Annotated in this window: 16 protein-coding genes; 10 read left to right on the top strand and 6 right to left on the bottom strand. The window is 62.8% G+C overall.

Features of this window, described 5'->3' with window-relative positions; translation table 11 throughout:
- Positions 1-145 precede the first annotated feature (145 nt).
- The 4 genes from QMA10_RS10765 to QMA10_RS10780 all read left to right on the top strand — a co-directional run bounded on the left by QMA10_RS10765 (position 146) and on the right by QMA10_RS10780 (position 4,134).
- Positions 146-1,807, top strand: coding sequence for an HNH endonuclease signature motif containing protein (locus tag QMA10_RS10765; RefSeq protein WP_290168244.1), 1,662 nt, complete (start codon positions 146-148; stop codon positions 1,805-1,807).
- A gap of 108 nt (positions 1,808-1,915) precedes the next feature.
- The gene (locus tag QMA10_RS10770) at positions 1,916-2,173 is read left to right on the top strand and encodes an antitoxin (protein ID WP_290168246.1); all 258 of its coding nucleotides are present in this window, start codon (positions 1,916-1,918) and stop codon (positions 2,171-2,173) included.
- A gap of 301 nt (positions 2,174-2,474) precedes the next feature.
- Positions 2,475-3,437 (top strand): VOC family protein, encoded by a 963-nt coding sequence (locus QMA10_RS10775; protein ID WP_290168247.1) that lies wholly within the window; start codon positions 2,475-2,477, stop codon positions 3,435-3,437.
- A gap of 7 nt (positions 3,438-3,444) precedes the next feature.
- Positions 3,445-4,134 (top strand): phospholipase, encoded by a 690-nt coding sequence (locus QMA10_RS10780; RefSeq protein WP_290168249.1) that lies wholly within the window; start codon positions 3,445-3,447, stop codon positions 4,132-4,134.
- A gap of 43 nt (positions 4,135-4,177) precedes the next feature.
- Here QMA10_RS10780 and QMA10_RS10785 read toward each other — a convergent pair whose 3' ends face one another.
- The 5 genes from QMA10_RS10785 to zapE all read right to left on the bottom strand — a co-directional run bounded on the left by QMA10_RS10785 (position 4,178) and on the right by zapE (position 10,276).
- A complete protein-coding gene (locus QMA10_RS10785) occupies positions 4,178-5,038 on the bottom strand; it encodes a dioxygenase (RefSeq protein WP_290168376.1) in 861 nt (286 codons plus the stop codon).
- A gap of 123 nt (positions 5,039-5,161) precedes the next feature.
- The gene (locus QMA10_RS10790) at positions 5,162-6,238 is read right to left on the bottom strand and encodes a maleylacetate reductase (protein WP_290168250.1); all 1,077 of its coding nucleotides are present in this window, start codon (positions 6,236-6,238) and stop codon (positions 5,162-5,164) included.
- The gene (locus tag QMA10_RS10795) at positions 6,235-8,061 is read right to left on the bottom strand and encodes an FAD-dependent monooxygenase (RefSeq protein ID WP_290168252.1); all 1,827 of its coding nucleotides are present in this window, start codon (positions 8,059-8,061) and stop codon (positions 6,235-6,237) included. Before QMA10_RS10795 ends, QMA10_RS10790 begins: the two co-directional genes overlap by 4 nt.
- A gap of 156 nt (positions 8,062-8,217) precedes the next feature.
- Positions 8,218-9,168, bottom strand: a complete 951-nt coding sequence (locus QMA10_RS10800; protein WP_290168255.1) for an AraC family transcriptional regulator — start codon at positions 9,166-9,168, stop codon at positions 8,218-8,220.
- Positions 9,169-9,238: 70 nt separating this feature from the next.
- Positions 9,239-10,276, bottom strand: a complete 1,038-nt coding sequence (zapE, locus tag QMA10_RS10805) for a cell division protein ZapE (protein WP_290168256.1) — start codon at positions 10,274-10,276, stop codon at positions 9,239-9,241.
- A 295-nt stretch (positions 10,277-10,571) separates the two neighbouring features.
- Here zapE and QMA10_RS10810 point away from each other — a divergent pair, with 295 nt between their 5' ends.
- The 3 genes from QMA10_RS10810 to ybaK all read left to right on the top strand — a co-directional run bounded on the left by QMA10_RS10810 (position 10,572) and on the right by ybaK (position 12,573).
- Complete coding sequence (locus tag QMA10_RS10810; protein ID WP_290168257.1) at positions 10,572-11,471, top strand: sulfurtransferase; 900 nt, start codon at positions 10,572-10,574, stop codon at positions 11,469-11,471.
- 80 nt (positions 11,472-11,551) lie between these two features.
- Positions 11,552-12,016, top strand: a complete 465-nt coding sequence (locus QMA10_RS10815) for a SufE family protein (RefSeq protein WP_290168258.1) — start codon at positions 11,552-11,554, stop codon at positions 12,014-12,016.
- 47 nt (positions 12,017-12,063) lie between these two features.
- On the top strand, positions 12,064-12,573 hold the full coding sequence (ybaK, locus tag QMA10_RS10820; protein ID WP_290168260.1) for a Cys-tRNA(Pro) deacylase: 510 nt from the start codon (positions 12,064-12,066) through the stop codon (positions 12,571-12,573).
- Positions 12,574-12,654: 81 nt separating this feature from the next.
- On the opposite strand, the gene QMA10_RS10825 is transcribed toward ybaK, so the two are convergent.
- Positions 12,655-13,941, bottom strand: a complete 1,287-nt coding sequence (locus QMA10_RS10825) for an alpha/beta fold hydrolase (RefSeq protein ID WP_290168262.1) — start codon at positions 13,939-13,941, stop codon at positions 12,655-12,657.
- A 210-nt stretch (positions 13,942-14,151) separates the two neighbouring features.
- On the opposite strand from QMA10_RS10825, the gene QMA10_RS10830 reads away from it, so the two are divergent.
- The 3 genes from QMA10_RS10830 to msrB all read left to right on the top strand — a co-directional run bounded on the left by QMA10_RS10830 (position 14,152) and on the right by msrB (position 16,225).
- Complete coding sequence (locus tag QMA10_RS10830; protein WP_290168264.1) at positions 14,152-15,204, top strand: dipeptidase; 1,053 nt, start codon at positions 14,152-14,154, stop codon at positions 15,202-15,204.
- Between the two features lie 71 nt (positions 15,205-15,275).
- Entirely contained in the window at positions 15,276-15,767 is a 492-nt protein-coding gene (locus tag QMA10_RS10835; RefSeq protein WP_290168266.1) for a hypothetical protein, read from the top strand.
- 14 nt (positions 15,768-15,781) lie between these two features.
- Positions 15,782-16,225 carry a peptide-methionine (R)-S-oxide reductase MsrB gene (gene msrB, locus QMA10_RS10840; protein ID WP_290168268.1) on the top strand — a complete coding sequence of 148 codons (444 nt, stop codon included), beginning with the start codon at positions 15,782-15,784 and terminating at the stop codon, positions 16,223-16,225.
- Positions 16,226-16,229 lie beyond the last annotated feature (4 nt).

The following is a 16,229-nucleotide window of genomic DNA, read 5'->3' on the forward strand; positions in this document are numbered from 1 at the left end:
GCAGCCACCTCCCCCGCTTACGTTCCCTCATGCGGCCCCAGCATTCCTCCTCCACAGACGTCGGTCAATGCTCCGCGGACGCAATCTTTTCCACAAACTCGAACAAACTTTCGAATAGGGATCTTGATACTGAGAATCTTGATCCATGGAAGACGATCTGGAAAACGGCACCACGGGACCCTCGTCCCGGGCCCCGGAGGACAAAGCAGGACCCTGGTCAGCCGGGACAGAGGCCCGCTCTTCCCTTTCTGCCCGCGGAACCTTTCCAGCGAGTGCAGCTCTGAGCAATCTGGTCCCCGCCGTGCACCGTATTGTCGGTGATCTTGGCGACGAGATTCCCTTCCTTTCATCATCGGATCTGGTCACTCTGGCGACAGATGTCGAGTCACTTTCACGATTTGTTGACCACCTTCAAATCGTCGCTGCCGCTGCCCTCGAACGCGCACGGATATCATCCGTCGCAGCTGATTCGTGGTCCCTTCCATCAGGGCAAGTCCAGCAGGAGTACAAGAACACGGCAGAGTACCTGCGCCACCGTCTTCGGATCAGCCGGCGTGAAGCGTGGAGGCGCATTCGGCTTGGTTCATCGCTGACCTCCTCAACAAGTTTGTCCGGGGAAACCCTCGAGCCGGAGTTCCCGGTGTTGGCCGAGTCGACGGCGGAGGGCCGGTTAGCCGGTGAAGCTGTACAGGTGATCAGCATGGCCCTGAAACGCGTGCAGGGCTGTGGTACCCGTGAGGATCGCACCGCCATGGAGACCGCCTTGACGGACGTGGCCGTCAGCCAAGATCTGGACGTGCTCAACGTAGTGGCCCAAGCATGGATCAATCATCTCGATCCCGACGGAACAGAGCCGTCCGAACAGCAAAAAGCCGACCTGCAGGGACTATTTATCCGCCGGAAGTACCGGGGACTGCACCGAATAGACATATTTGCCACCGAAGACCAATTCGAAACCCTGATGACGGCACTGGCACCGGAGGCCAACCCGCGCTTGGACGGCACCAAGGCCAATGCGGGTTCCTGCGCGGACCCTGAGCCCACTGAAGGTTCCTGCGCAGACCTTGCGGGCAAGCAGCATGTAGTCCCGCCAGATCCCCGCAGCTATCCGCAGAAGTGCCTGGACGGACTTGTGAGCTCCTGCCGGATGGCACTGTTATCCGGCCGGCTTCCCGCCAGCGGCGGGTCCAAACCGCAGGTGCTGGCGGTCATTCCCTACGACCAGCTAAGCGACCGTTTGACAAGCGACGGCGGGGGAAGCCCCAAGACCGCAAAGACAGACCCGACCAGAACCCCGGAAAACGGGATGCTGGCCTTCGCCGGCCCTGTTCCGGCCCGCCAGATCCGCCGCATCGCCTGCGACGCGGACATCATCCCTGTAATCCTGAGCGGCGAGGGCCGGGTTCTGGACGTTGGAACGGCGGCCCGCTATTTTCCGCCGCACCTCAGGAAGGCGTTGATTGCCAGAGACCGCGGATGCGCTTTCCCGGGCTGCTCCACGCCGGCCCCCTGGTGCGAAGCGCACCACGTCGAATACCACTCTCACGGAGGAACCACGAGCACAGACAACGGTGTCCTGCTCTGCGGATTCCACCATCACCTGATCCATCGCGAGAAGTGGCGGATCAGCGTTCGGCGGGGTGCACCATGGTTTATACCGCCAACCTACGTTGATCCTTTCCAGACGCCGCTGAGGAACACGTACTTCCATCCGCTGCGTCCCCGTACGGTTCCATTCCCTGAACCGTTTCCATCCCCCGAGCCGTTACCGTCCCGTGAGCCGTTTCGTTCCAGTGAACAGTCGTGAGAAGTCCTCAGAATTCCAGGGTTGCACTCCTTGGTCCTCATACTCAGCGGGCTTATCATTGATGGTGAACGGGAGACGTCTGGTTTCCCCAGTGAAAGGAGGTGGTCCGTGTCTGTATTTGACGGGCTCAAGGGCAAGGCCGGTGAGCTGAAGGACAAGGCTACCGAGCTTGTGGGCGAAAACGCTGACAAGATCAAGGGCGGCATCGATCACGCGGGGAAATTCGTCGACGAGAAAACCGGCGGAAAGTACTCCGACAAGATCGATGGCTTCCAGAACAAGGCCTCGGAAGCGGTAGACAAGGTCGACCGCAACCAGGGACCCGCCACGGGAACCGAACCCGGACCAACTCCTCCGGCCGTATAAGTTCAAGAGCACCCGAGAGGTCCCGGTCCCGCCGCACGGTGGGGTCGGGACCTTCGTGGTTAAACAGCCCGGTTAAACGGCCTGCCTCAACGTGGACGGGTGATCGCCGGACAATTGCGCTCCTTTGCCTCCTTGTGGGATTGGCGGAAGTGGGAGATATTGATAGCGCCCGGACGAGGTTGGTGGGGACTCGGAGGCACAATGGCGTGTTGCAGAGCTCACCGACAGCCAGGTTTGGCGACGGACAAACCTCTTATATCGGTGGTATTTGCTCCCTCGAAACGACAAGGACGGATCTCACATGACATATCTCGTCGGCTCCCACCATGTAACTCTCTCAGTGGGCGGGGCTCAGGAAGACGTGGACTTCCACACCCGGATCCTCGGCATGCGCTTCATTAAGAAGACGGTGCTGTACGACGGATCCGCCCCCGTCTACCATCTCTACTATTCCAATGCCGAGGGAGATCCTTCTTCGGTCGTGACCACGTTCCCGTGGGCGCAGCACGGCATTTACGGCACCCGCGGAACCAATCAGGCCCGGGAGGTATTGCTCTCGGTCCCCGCAGATTCCTTGGATTTCTGGACCAGGCGGCTCACCGCTCACGACGTGGAGAATGAACAGGTGGAGCTCTTCGGGGAACGGCGGGTGACGTTTCGTCATCCGTCCGGAATCGAATACCAGTTGGTAGGCAACGCCGGGGATCCCCGCCGGGGGTTCACCGGCCACGGTGTAACTCCCGAGGCTGCAATCCACGGTATCCACGGCGTCGGCATTCACGTATATGACGCGGACCGCATGGTCGACTTCGGCAACGAGGCCTTCTTTGCCAGGGGGCAGATTCTGGAGGAGGGTGAGCGGGCACGATTCCAAGTCGGCAAAGACGACTACGGCAACTGGATCGAACTCACGGGAAACCGAACGGATGAGCAGGGCACGTGGCGCTACGGGGCCGGAACCTATCACCACTTCGCCTGGAATCTGGACACGCTGGCCAACCAGGAGCGGGCAAAGTTTGAGATAGAGGGTGCGGGGTACACCGATATTTCCGAGTTGAAGGACCGCACCTACTTCAAATCCCACTATGTCCGCTCACCCGGCGGGGCCCTGTTCGAGCTCGCAGTCACGCACGACGACGGCGGCTGGGACTGCGATGAGTCACCTGAAGAACTGGGGCGCGCCTTCATGCTTCCCCCACAGTTCGAGCATGAACGCGAACACATTATGTCCCAGCTCGAGCCAGTCACTACGGACGAGGACTAAGCCAGGGGTGAAGACCAATCAGCATCTGTTGCAGAACCCCGTGAACTACGGGGCGCCGATGGAACAAGCCCGCCTGATGGTCTACGGGGTCCACGGACGGAGTCAGGCGCCGGAGTTCATGATGGAGGTTGCCGATCGCGTGGACCTTCCCGGTGTGGCGTGGCTGTTACCGGCTGCCCATGACCAAAGCTGGTATCCGCAGAGCTTCCTTGCGCCCCTCACTGAGAATCAACCGGCATTGGATAATGCCCTGGAGACCGTCAGGACGCACCTGGACGGTGTGCTGGGACGGCGGGAGGGTCCGCCAGTAGTGGTGTTTGGATTCTCCCAGGGCGCATGCCTGCTGTCCGAGTATCTCTTGCGGGATCAGCCGGGTCTGGCCGGAGCAGTTCTCCATACCGGTGGGTACCTCGGCCCGTCCGAACGGGATGGGGCCGTTTCCGACCTGGTCACCATGGCCGATCTGAGTGTCAGGATGTTTACCGCCCGCAACGATTCCTGGGTCCCGCTGCAGCGCGTGGAAGCCACACGGTCAGCCTTCCGTTCGCTCGGAGCCACGGTGGAACTGACTGTCTACGATGACCCTGAACACCACGTCAACGATGACTCCGTCGGCGCCCTCCGGCGTTATCTCCGCCAGGTTGCCGGACTGTCTCCAGGTCATAATGCGACCGGGGACCAGCCTGCCGGGCACTGATCCATATCCGGCAGGACGACTCGGGGCAGGACGAAACGGAGTGTCAGACTGAGGCCGGGGCCAGAACCACATCGAACCGTGTTCGTGCCCAGCCGGTGGAACCCACATCCCGCCCATCCGGGGTGGGAGTTCCGGCTTCCTGGACTTCAAACGGCTTGATCAGGGAGTCTTTAACGCCGAACACGGAGTCCCCGATCTGCAGCTGCGGATCACCTTCGACGAAGATGTGGGTGATGAGCGTCCGCAGACCGGGGGCAGTGACCATGAAGTGCAGATGCGCGGCTCTGACGGGCGAACGGCCCACAGAGTGGAGCATCATGCCCACCGGTCCGTCATGGGGAATGGGATACGGAGTGGGGGTCAGACCCCAGAACGCGTACTTCCCCTGATCATCCGCGTATAGGTGCGCCCGCCCGGCTACCCGCCGGTCCGGGTACTGAACATCGTAGAGCCCGTCCTCATCTGCCTCCCACACCTCAATCCTTGCCCCGGGGACCGAATTACCGTCCGCGTCCCGGACCGTCCCCTCGACCCAGCAGGGCTGGCCGGCGGCAGCCCCGGAAATGTCGCCGCCCTGGGCAATTTCCGGAGCGTCCTCGACAAAGAACGGCCCAAAAACAGTGGCCTCGGTGGCGTCTTTGTAGGACTCGTTGTTGACGGCGATAACCTGCATCGAGGCCCCTAGTACGTCGGACAACAGGACGAATTCCTGGCGTTTATCGTCGGTGATCTGCCCTGCGGCGGTAAGGAAGGCGATGGCGGCGTTCCACTCCTCCTCTGTCAGCCGCACATCTCGGATGAACCCGTGCAGGTGTTGAACGAGGGACTGCATCAGCTGCTTTAGCCGTTCGCTGCCGCAGTTGTCGAAGGATGCCACCACACGGTCCACGAGCTCCTGCTCCATCCGCTGCTGTGCTTTTATCTGCTGAGGGTCGTTGGAACTCTGCGGGCCACTCTGCGGGGCACTCGTCCGGATAGTGGAGGCTGTGGTCGCACTGGTTTCGTTGCGGGTCATGTCCGTATCTCCTTACAGGTACGTGAGGTTCAGGGGGTTGGCACCAGTCAGCGCCCCGGTCAACAGCTCGGTCAGGTTCGCATGGGAGACCGGTCGGGGGTTGCCTGCCGGGATAGCGGGCAAGGCCAGCTCGACAGCCTCCGCGACATCCTCGAGGGCAAAACCAAAGTCCTTCAACCCCTTCGGTGCGTAGAGTTCCCGCCGGAGAAGCTGGAGCCCCTCGATGGCCGTGCCGGAGCCGAAGGCAGCAGCAATGCGTGCCTCGGCGTCGGGCGCTGCCTGAGCGTTGAAAGCGAGCACATAGGGAAGGACAACGGCGTGGGTCTGAGCATGCGGCAGATTGAACGCCCCGCCGAGCACATGGCAGATCTTGTGGTGCATCCCGGATCCAGCAGAGGCGAAGGAAACCGCGGCCAGGTACGCCCCGTAAAGCGTCTGTTCCCGGCCCGTCAGTGCGGAGGGTTCGGTCCTGATCAGCCTGAGCCCGCCTGCCAGCGCCCTGATACCCTCGGTGGCCAGGGCCGCATTGATGGGATCTGGCCGCGGACCCCAGAATGAGTCAATGCAGTGGGCCAGAGCGTTCAGTCCGGACGCCACCGACATGTCCAGCGGCAGCGGGAGGGTCAACGCGGCGTCATACAGCACGGTGGCCGGCAGGACGCGGTCATCCACCCCGGTGGTCTTGCGGCCGGCTTCGGTCAGACCCCAAACGTTGGTGGCCTCGGACCCGGCGTAGGTCGTCGGGACGGCAATGATGGGAATCCCAGTGGCCAGGGCAACAGCTTTTGCGAGTCCGGTAGCCGACCCGCCCCCGATACAGATCATCAGATCGATCCCCGCACGGCCGGCCGCAGCCCGCGCAGCTTCGGCTGTTTCCACCGGCACATGCGTGACGGCGTCGGTATGCCACAGAGCGACGTCAATACCGCCCGCGATGTTCCGGGCCATCTGCAGGTTTGATTTCGACGTGATGATCATGACTCTCGCAGCACCATGCCGGGCCACCTCAGCGGCAAGGTGCTCCGCCGCCCGGCCGGATCCAAACAGGACCCGCTGACCGAGGGTCACGTGCTCGAAGGTGAGGCTCATCTCTCGCCGCCGAATTCCGAACCGCCGCTGTGCCCCAAGATGTGAGACACTGCGTCATGCAGGGCGGCCTCGGGATAATCCGGCAGATGGTGTGCACGCCAGCCCACATGCTTGTCCGGACGTACCAGAACCGCGCCGTCCTCTGCCACTTCGCGCAGGCGTTCCCAGTCGAAGTACAGGTCGGTGACTTCCCGGCCGGGTCCGATCACCACCGCCTCGACGGCGACGCCGAGCCGGGCCGAGACCTTCCGGGCGGCCTCGACCCAGTCTTCGCCGGCGATTCCCGTGAAGAGCGTAAACCGGTCATAGGAGGCGAGGTCATGGGTGGAGAGCTTTCGCTGCCAGTCCCCCACCCATGCGTGCGGCAACCGGACGCCCGGGTAGGTCGAGGGCTCGTAATAGAGTTCCGGGTCGCGGGCAGGTGCCGGCCGCTCGCGCTCCCCGGTATCCGGCGCGACGGCGGAGGAACGGTAGAACTGGCCCAACTCCACCCCGTGGGCATTGAACTCGTAATTCTTGATCTCCATGGCCTCACGGATGGCAGCCCGTTTGGCGACGCCGGCCGGACTGTTTTCCTTGCGTGATTCGATGGCCGCCTGCATCTGAGCCTCGGTTACCACCTCGGTGAGCCCAAGCGCTTCGAACAGCTTGACGAATTCACGGCCTGATTGGTTGGCGCGCGTCACAATTTGTTTGGCCACCGCCGCACGCTCCGCAGTGTACGTGTCAAGCAGCGCAGGCCCGGCCTGCCCGGTCAGGACGGCCGCGATTTTCCACGCCAGATTGTACGAGTCCTGAATGGAGGTGTTCGAGCCCAGGCCGTTGCTTGGCGGATGTTTATGAATGGCGTCACCGGCGCAGAACACCCTTCCGGACTGCAGCGACGTCGCATACTGCTCGTTGTTGCCCCACAGCGAGATACCGGTAATTTCGGCATCCAGATCCGGCACCCCGATCAGGTTGCGCACTATCTCCAGGGCATTCTCTGCCGAGACCTCCGGCGTGCCCTGGGTAATGTCGAAACCCCATACGACGAGCCATTCATTCCACGGGCGGACCATCCGCACCAGACCCGCACCTATGCCGCCAATATTGGAGCCGGGCTGAATCACCCAATAGAGAACCGAGGGCCGGTGTCCCACCAGCTGTGCAAGATCGGCCTTGAACGTAATATTCATCGAGCCGGCAATATCCATCTGCCCCTGCATCGGAAGGGCGATATCAGCGGCAACCTTCGAGCGAGCGCCGTCGGCTCCGATCAGGTACTTGGCGCGGATGGTGTACTCATGACCGGTCAAGCGGTTGAGGACGAGGACAGACACTCCGTCCTCGTCCTGGGTGTGGGAGAGGTACTCGGTGGAGAACTGAGCCTGCGTCCCGCGCATGGTGGCATTGCGGACCAGGATCGGCTCCAGGAAAGTCTGCGGAATGTCGCAGTTCAGCGACGGTGAGGCGAGTTCATACTCTGCATGCCGCGTCGGGTGGTTGCCCCACGTGAGGATCCGGCCAATCTCTTCGCCGGCGATCGACGTGCAGAAGACAGTGTCGCCAATCATATGGTGGGGCGTGGCATCAGCCAGGATCTGCTCCTCGATCCCCAGGTCCCGGAAGATTTCCATGGTCCGCTGGTTGGTGATGTGGGCCCGGGGTGTGTTCGCGGTCCAGCGGTACTTGGTGATCATGATGTTCGGGACCCCGAGCGAGGACAGGAACAGGGCGGCAGATGAACCGGCTGGCCCCGAGCCTACGATCAGTACATCGGTTTCCACTACGTCTCTTTCCGGGGTCCCCGTGGCCGGGACGCCGTCATGGAATATCACCATGGTTACTCCTTGAGCTGCTGGCCGGCTTCGCTGCCGGCGGGTGTGCCTTCAGCTTGCCCGCACCATGCCTGCGCCTGGGCCGGACCCGGCCGTGACGGCGGAAACCGTCAAGAATTCCCCTTTTGCCCGGCCTAAACCAGCAGCTGCCGGCAAGTATCAGGCCAGCAGCCCGCGCCGGTGACGCAGGGGAGGCATCCCAAAACAGGCCCGGTAGCTGCGCGAGAACTGGGCATGGGAGCTGAAACCGCAGCGGGCCGAGATGTCGGCTATGGCAAGGTGCACGGCCTCGGGTGAACTCAGCAGCCGATGTGCTTCCCCGAGGCGTGCAGCGAGGATTGCCTGCGGTACCGTCCTTCCGGCCGAAGCGAACAGGCGGGAAAGCTGCCGTTCGGAGATCCCGACGGCTGCCGCTATGCCCGTGGCCGAAAGTTCAGGACGCTGGTAGTTCGTTCGGATGAATTCCTCGGCTGCGCCGAGATGATCCAGGGTGGAACCGCCGACCATGACATCGGTGAACAGGGCGAGAATCTCTTCCTCCAGGAGCTCCCAGTCCGACGGCCTGCCTGCGAGGGCACCGCCGACCAGCCGGGCCAGAGCCGCGGCCGCCGGATTGGACGTGCCCGAAAATTCAAAGGCCAGCGGACGGGGCCGGTTACGGGACCTGACCGGGCCGGGAAGGGCCGCCCTGGGAACCTTGACCACCAATTCAGACAAGCCCTGGGCGAAGCCTCGCTCAAACGGCAGGTCCGCGTCCACGACGATGCCTTGTCCGGGCGCAACCGTTTCGCAGCCATCCAAGTGGAAAAACTGACCGGTCCCGCGCAGGGCAAAATAGGCAACGACGCTGCTGGCCGGAGTCTGCGCAATGTGGAGCGGACGGCGGGCAACCCGGTGGGCCGAACCGGTAACCTGAGCAAGCTGCAGCCGCGGCAGCGCAAGGGTCAGCTCGGTGGCGCGGAACGGAACTCGGGGATCAGTCCGGGCCGTTAAACCCAGCAGTGCACGGGCGTTGTGTCTCTCCCACTGCAAAACCCGCCGGGTCTCAGGCCAGGATTCCGTGGTGAACCGGGTGAACCCAGCTGCCCGCGGGGCAGCAGAATGTGTCATGGGACACAGTATAAGGACGCCCCGGCCCGCCCGGACGGGTCCGCCCCGCCGTCACATCAGGGCCAGGCAGCTAGGCTGCTTCTCCGGTCTGCCCTTCGCGCGCCAGCGCAGTGAGACGGGAAACCGCACGGAAGTACTTCTTCATATATCCACCGTTCATCATTTCCTCGGTGAAGAGCTGATCGAACGGAACACCGCTTGCAAGGATTGGAACATCCTTGTCATACAGCCGGTCAGCCAGCACCACAAAACGAAGGGCAACAGACTGCTCGGTGATGGTGGTGACATTGTGCCAGGCAACAGCATCCACCCCGTCGATGAGCTGGCGGTAACGGCTCGGATGAACGGTGGAGAGGTGGTTGATAAGGGTGGTGAAATCGTCATCGGCAACAACCTTGCCGCTGAATTCGTCAGCCACACGGCCGTCCAGATCCGCTTCGCTGACCGGGTCCGGAGACTGCGGCAGGCCGCGGTGGCGGTAGTCCTCGCCGTCAATGCGCACGACGTCGAACTGGTCGGCCAGGACCTGGATCTCACGCTGGAAATCCACGGCGGCAAAACGGCCCTCGCCAAGAGAACCCGGCAGGGTGTTGGAGGTGGCAGCCAGCTTGACGCCGGCGTCGGCCAGTTCCCGCATCAGGCGGGACATCAGGACCGTGTCCCCCGGATCATCGAGTTCGAATTCATCGATGCAGACCAGCTTGTAGGCGCTCAGGGCGTCAACGGTTTTGCGGAAGGAGAGCGCTCCCACCAGGTTCGTGTACTCAACGAACGTTCCGAAAGCTTTAGGACCCTCAACCGCGTGCCACAGGGAGGCCAACAGGTGGGTCTTGCCAACGCCGAAGCCGCCGTCCAGGTAGAAACCGGCCTTGGAGTCAGGCTTCTTGGCACCAAAAAGCTTCCGCAGTCCGGTGGGTTCGGGTACGTCGACAGCCACGGCAAACTCCCGCATGGCGGTGACGGCCTTCGCCTGCGACGGCTGCGCCGGGTCCGGACGGTAACTGTCGAAAGAAACCTCGCCGAACCGGGGCGAGGGAAAGAAACCCTTCAGCAGTTCGTCGGTCGAGACCTGGGGAGTCCGCTCTGCAAGGTGCTCCACTTGTGCCACTGTGCGCAATTTCCGTCCATCCGATGTTTTTTAGCCGTCATATTGGGTCCCACGGTACTGCGGACAGTGGTACCAAGCCTGCCGCCGGCAAAATGCCGCCGTTGCAACGATACGCCAACAGTGCGTGTCCAACCTCTACAGGACGTCCTGTTTCGGCGCCACGGATCACGCCGGGAATAACGCCGGTGGACCTGCAGGAAGTTTTCGCCGGCGCACATCGTTAGGCTAGAGGTAAGCCCGTGCCGCCGCTTTCGCGTCCGGCAGCAGAGAATCTGACCCGAAAGAGGCCGCGTACATGTCGATCGCCCCTGACACCGAATCCAAGTTTGCCGAATATGCCCATCCCGAGCGCCTTGTTTCCACGCAGTGGCTGGCCGACAACTTGGACGCCGAAGGCCTGGTGGTCCTCGAATCCAACGAGGACATCCTCCTGTACGAAACGGGCCATGTCCCGGGTGCGCGCAAGATCGACTGGCACACGGACCTCAACGATGCCGACACGCGTGACTTCGTAGACGGTGAAGCGTTCGCGAAGCTGATGTCCCGCAAGGGCATTACCCGTGACTCCACAGTGGTGATCTACGGTGACAAGTCCAACTGGTGGGCCGCGTACGCACTGTGGGTCTTTACCCTCTTTGGCCACGAGGATGTCCGCCTCGTTGACGGCGGACGGGACAAATGGGTTGCCGAAGGCCGCCCCATGACCACGGACAAGGTGGTTGTTGACCCCACCGATTACCCGGTGGTGGAACGCAACGATGAAAAGATCCGCGCCTTCCTGCCCGACGTCGTCGGCCACCTGGGCAAGGGACCCCTGATCGACGTCCGCTCCCCCGCCGAATACACCGGCGAACGCACCCACATGCCCGATTACATGGATGAGGGTGCCATGAAGGGCGGCCACATTCCCACCGCCAAGTCCGTGCCGTGGGGCAAGGCCGCCGCCGAAGACGGCACCTTCCGCACCCGCGAAGAGCTGGAAGCCCTCTACAAGGACGGCGCCGGTCTGCGCGAGGGCGACGACGTCGTGGCCTACTGCCGCATCGGCGAACGTTCCAGCCATACATGGTTTGTGCTGAAGCACCTGCTCGGCTTCGATTCCGTACGCAACTACGACGGTTCCTGGACCGAATGGGGCAACGCCGTCCGCGTGCCGATTGCCCGCGGCGAAGAGCCCGGAAACGCCCCCAGCTGATCCCCTTCGACCCACCCATGGGCCGCGACCGGTCCTTGGAAGTCGACCCACCCTTGGAACCTGCAGAGAGAAACACCTTCATGAGCGTCACCCCCGAAACCGCCGTCCCCGACTCGCTCGCTGAGATTGTTGACGACTTCCAGGCCCTCGAGGAAGCCGAGCGGCTTGAACTGCTGCTGGAATTCTCCCGCAGCCTGCCGGATCTTCCCGCCGAAATCGCCGACCGGCCGGAACTGCTGGAACAGGTTGTTGAGTGCCAGTCGCCGGTGTTCCTGAGCCTGGATGTGGACGATTCCCCCGATCACCTGGTGTCCCTGTTCTTCAAAGCACCGCCGGAGGCTCCCACCACCCGCGGCTTCGCCAGCGTGCTGTATGAAGGCCTGAACGGTCTGCCTGCGAAGCAGATTTTGGCCGTCCCCGCGGATGTTCCTGACCGTCTCGGCCTCACACGAGCAATCACACCGCTGCGCATGCGCGGCATGTCAGCCATGCTGGGACGTATCAAGCGCCGTCTGTCCGAGCACGAAAAACTGAACCAGGGTTAGGCCGCCACCAAGTCGTCAGCGGCATTGGCACAGGAAAGGCTGGAGTCATGGCAGGAAACCGGGACAAGCATTCGGGCAAGGGCGCGACGCCGGCCACCCGGTTGCTGGATGAAGCCAAAGTTCCGTACACGGTGCGGCAGTATGAGCACGATGCCGGTGCGCCCTCGTACGGTCTGGAGGCTGCCGAGAAACTGGGCCTGCCGCCGGAGGTTGTCTATAAAACGCTGATGGTGGATCTGGGCGGCCGGCTGGCGGTGGCTATGGTGCCCGTGGCCATGAACCTTGACCTGAAGAAGTTTGCTGCCCTGATGGGCGCCCGCAAGGCTGTGATGGCAGACCGGCACGAGGCGGAAAAGCGCACCGGATATGTGGTGGGAGGCATCTCGCCGCTGGGGCAAAAGCATCCCTCCCACGCCGGAATCGACAGCCGGGCGGAACTGCTGGACACCGTCTATGTCTCCGGCGGGCGCCGGGGACTCCAGATCGGGCTTTCGCCTTTTGATCTGATCCGGCTCACCTCAGCCCTCACAGCCCCGATCGCGGCTGAGCCCGCGTAGTTGGCTTGGCCCGGTTTAGTTGGTTAGACCGGTGCAGATGCCTGAACCGGTGCAGCTCCCGGTTGCGGCCCGCGGCCAAAACTAGCCCTGCCCCTCCGCCCGGCGCACAGCGGGATGCCGGGTACGGCCCAGGATGTTGTTGAGCCACACCTGGACGGTGGTCTCCCACCGCTCGGGATCCACGTTGTACTCCTTGGTGTGGCCGGCCTTCGAGAAGCGCTCAAACGTCACCACTCCGGGATTCTTTTCAGCCAGCTCGGCGGACGGGCCGGAGGGAACAAACTCGTCGTCTTCGCTGTGCAGAATCAGAGTCGGAATCCGAAGCTCATCCGCCCGTGAAACCCAGTCCATGCTCTTGAGGTCCAGCGGTGCGGCAAGGCCGGTCAAGGCCCGCCCTGCCGTATTGGAAATCAGCCACTGGCCCAGCCGCCCGGCCTGCGCCGGGATCCGGTTAAGCCGGGCATGGTGTGCCAGCACATCCACCCAGTTGATGACGGGTCCATCCAGCACCAGGGCCCGGATGTGCCGCCTCAGCGGCGACCGGTCAGCGGCCTGCAGGCTGATGGCTCCGCCCATCGACCACCCGAAAAGGACAACGTCCTTTGCCCCGTGGTCCAGGGCATAGCGGATGGCTGCTTCGACGTCGTGCCACTCCGTGAGCCCCAGGCCGTACCGGCCGTCGGACGCATAGGGGGCCTCGCCGTCGTTCCGGTAGGAAATGAGCAGGCTCGTCAGCCCCGCCGCCCGGGCCGTGCGCACCGCACGCAGGCATTCAGTCCGTTCCGCGCCCCGGCCGTGCACCATGATGGCCCAGGTGGACGCTTCCGGATCTGCCCGGACCAGCCAGGCCGGGGCCATTCCCCCGTCCACGGGAACCAGGACTTCTTCCTCGGCCAGGCCGACGGCGGCGGGCGAGGGATAGATGGCACCGCTCCACCAGCCCCGCACGGCCTTGGCAAGATCACCGCTGTAGATCTCTTCAACGTCACGCTGCACCGTGCCTTCGCGCGGCACGTAGGAACGGATGGCACCTATCCGTGCATGCCCCTCTCCGCCGTCGAAGTACAGGCTGTAGGTTCCATCCACCGTGGTGTCCTCATTGGCGGGCAGAATGATTTGCTTTCCGTGCTCCGAATCGAAAACGGCCAGGATCTCCAGGTTGGCATCCCGGGTGCGGCGCGGGGTGACCACCTGGCGGGCAAAATAGACGCCTAGACCGGACGTCGCAGCGAAAAGTGCCGTTGTTGCCGCCGCTCCAACCCCTGCTCCGAAAGCCGTCCATTTGATCCACGGGGCGGAAAGCCCGGTGGGTGCTGCAGGAACGTCTGAGACAGCCGGGAACGGAAGCGAGCGGATGGAGATAGGCATACCTCCATTCTTACCGATTGTTCTTCGTGCTGCGGCGCCCCATGCCGCCGAACGGCCAAATGTCGCTGGCGCCACAGTCTTCGGGCGGCATCACCTTTTCTCCCGCGAATTTCACGTGCTGTCCCGGGTGTCACAGGTTCGGACACGTACTACGCTCGGGTGTCATGACCCCGGCCAACCGTGCCGGCCCCACCACACAGGGAGCCACTAATGAGTGCCAGCCGCTTGCCAACCATCCCTGTCATTGACGGGCACAATGATTTTCCCTGGACCTCACGCACCATGCGCGGATACTCCGTTGAGGGAATGGAAGATGACAGGCTCAGCCTGCAAACCGACATTCCGGCGCTCCGGCAAGGCGGTGTTGCCGGACAGTTCTGGTCGGTATGGGTTCACAGCGCCATCGACGGCGCAGAATCGGTCCAGGCCACTTTGGAACAAATCGACTTTGTGCACCGCATGGCTGCCCGGTACCCCGAAACGTTCCGGCTGGCGTCCACAGCAGACGAAGTCCGCCGAAGCATGAAGGATGGCCGCATTGCCTCCCTGATCGGCGTCGAAGGCGGCAGCCAAATCAACGGTTCGCTGGCCGTGCTGCGCAGTTATGCGCGCCTGGGTGCGCGCTACATGACACTGACATGGACCTCCAGCAGCAACTGGGCCGACTCGGCCACCGACAATCCGGTCAACAACGGTCTCACCGGATTCGGGCGGGACGTGATCGCCGAGATCAACCGCATCGGAATGCTGGTGGATCTTGCCCACACTTCGGTCAAGACCATGCACGATGCCCTGGACGCGTCGGCGATGCCCCTCATCAACAGCCATGCCGGGGCCTATGCAGTCAACCCTCATCCCCGCAATGTTCCCGATGACGTGATCCGGCGGGTGGCAGCAGCGGGAGGTGTTCACATGGTTACTTTCGTGCCTTCGTTCATGTCTGCCGAACGCAGCGCCTGGTCGCTGGCCGGCAAGGAGGGTCCGATGCCGCCGGTGGATGTCCGCACCGTGGCAGACCATGTGGACCACGTGCGGTCCGTCGCAGGCATCGACGGCGTTGGCCTGGGCGGGGACTTCGACGGCTCGGATGCAATGCCTGATGGGCTGGACACGGTTGCCGGCTATCCGAACCTCTTTGCTGAACTGTCATCCCGCGGCTGGACCAATGAGGACCTGAACAAACTTGCCCATGAAAACGTCCTGCGGGTCCTTGAAAGCGCAGATGAGAACTACCGGTCCTTCCTGCAGGCCGGAGCCAAATGAGCCGAAGCGGCGGGGGAACCGCCGCAATTCGAGTACGCAGCGGGGCGTTTTTCATAACGTAAGCTGACCGCATGAGTGCAACAATCGTGGTGCTGACCGAAGAGTCCCTCAATGAAACGGACATTTCCAACCTGCGGTATCTGATCCAGGACAACCCCGCCCGCTTTGAGGTGCTGGTACCTGCCGATACCAGACGCAACCTCCTCGTGGACGTGCTGGACAACCTGAGCCTGCTGCAGTTTGCCGAAGCGTTCCGCGGTCTGACGGGGGAAAAACCAACAAAGGACCAGGAGACGAAGGCTGCCGAGGTGGAGCTGGCTGAATCCCTGGAGCTGCTGGCCTCGTCCGGGCTGGAAGCCACCGGCGCCGTTACGGGCGAGGACCCGGTCCAGGCCGTGGTTGCCACGGCCAAGGAAACTAATGCACAGCAGGTGGTAGTGATCACCACGCCGCACGCCGTGGAAGACACGTTCCGCACTGACTGGGCAAACGAAGCCCAGGACCGTTTGGGGGTACCCGTGCTGCACCTCTACTCGGGCTCGGGATTTATTGGCGACTCTTAAGCGTTGACCCCGGTATGACTGAAGACACCACCGGAACCGTGCCCGTACAGAAGACAGACGATGAGTGGCGTGAAGAGCTGACTCCCCAGGAATACCAAGTCCTGCGGAAGGCCGGAACCGAGCGCCCGTACACCGGCGAGTACTGGGACACCAAGACCGCCGGCGTGTACCAGTGCCGGGCCTGCGGCAGCGAACTGTTTACCTCAAGCGAGAAGTTCGACTCGCATTGCGGCTGGCCGTCCTTCTTTGCGCCGCTGGCCGAAAGCAAGGTCCGCTACCTCCACGACCGCAGCATGGGGATGGACCGGATTGAAGTTCGCTGCGCCAACTGTGACTCCCACATGGGCCACCTGTTCGAGGGCGAAGGTTTTGACACGCCCACCGACCAGCGGTTCTGCATCAACTCCATCTCCGTGAAGCTGGTTCCCTCGGATTCCGGCTCCTCAGAGGCAAACTAGCAGC

Source organism: Arthrobacter sp. APC 3897, assembly GCF_030407495.1.
Taxonomy (GTDB): domain Bacteria; phylum Actinomycetota; class Actinomycetes; order Actinomycetales; family Micrococcaceae; genus Arthrobacter_B.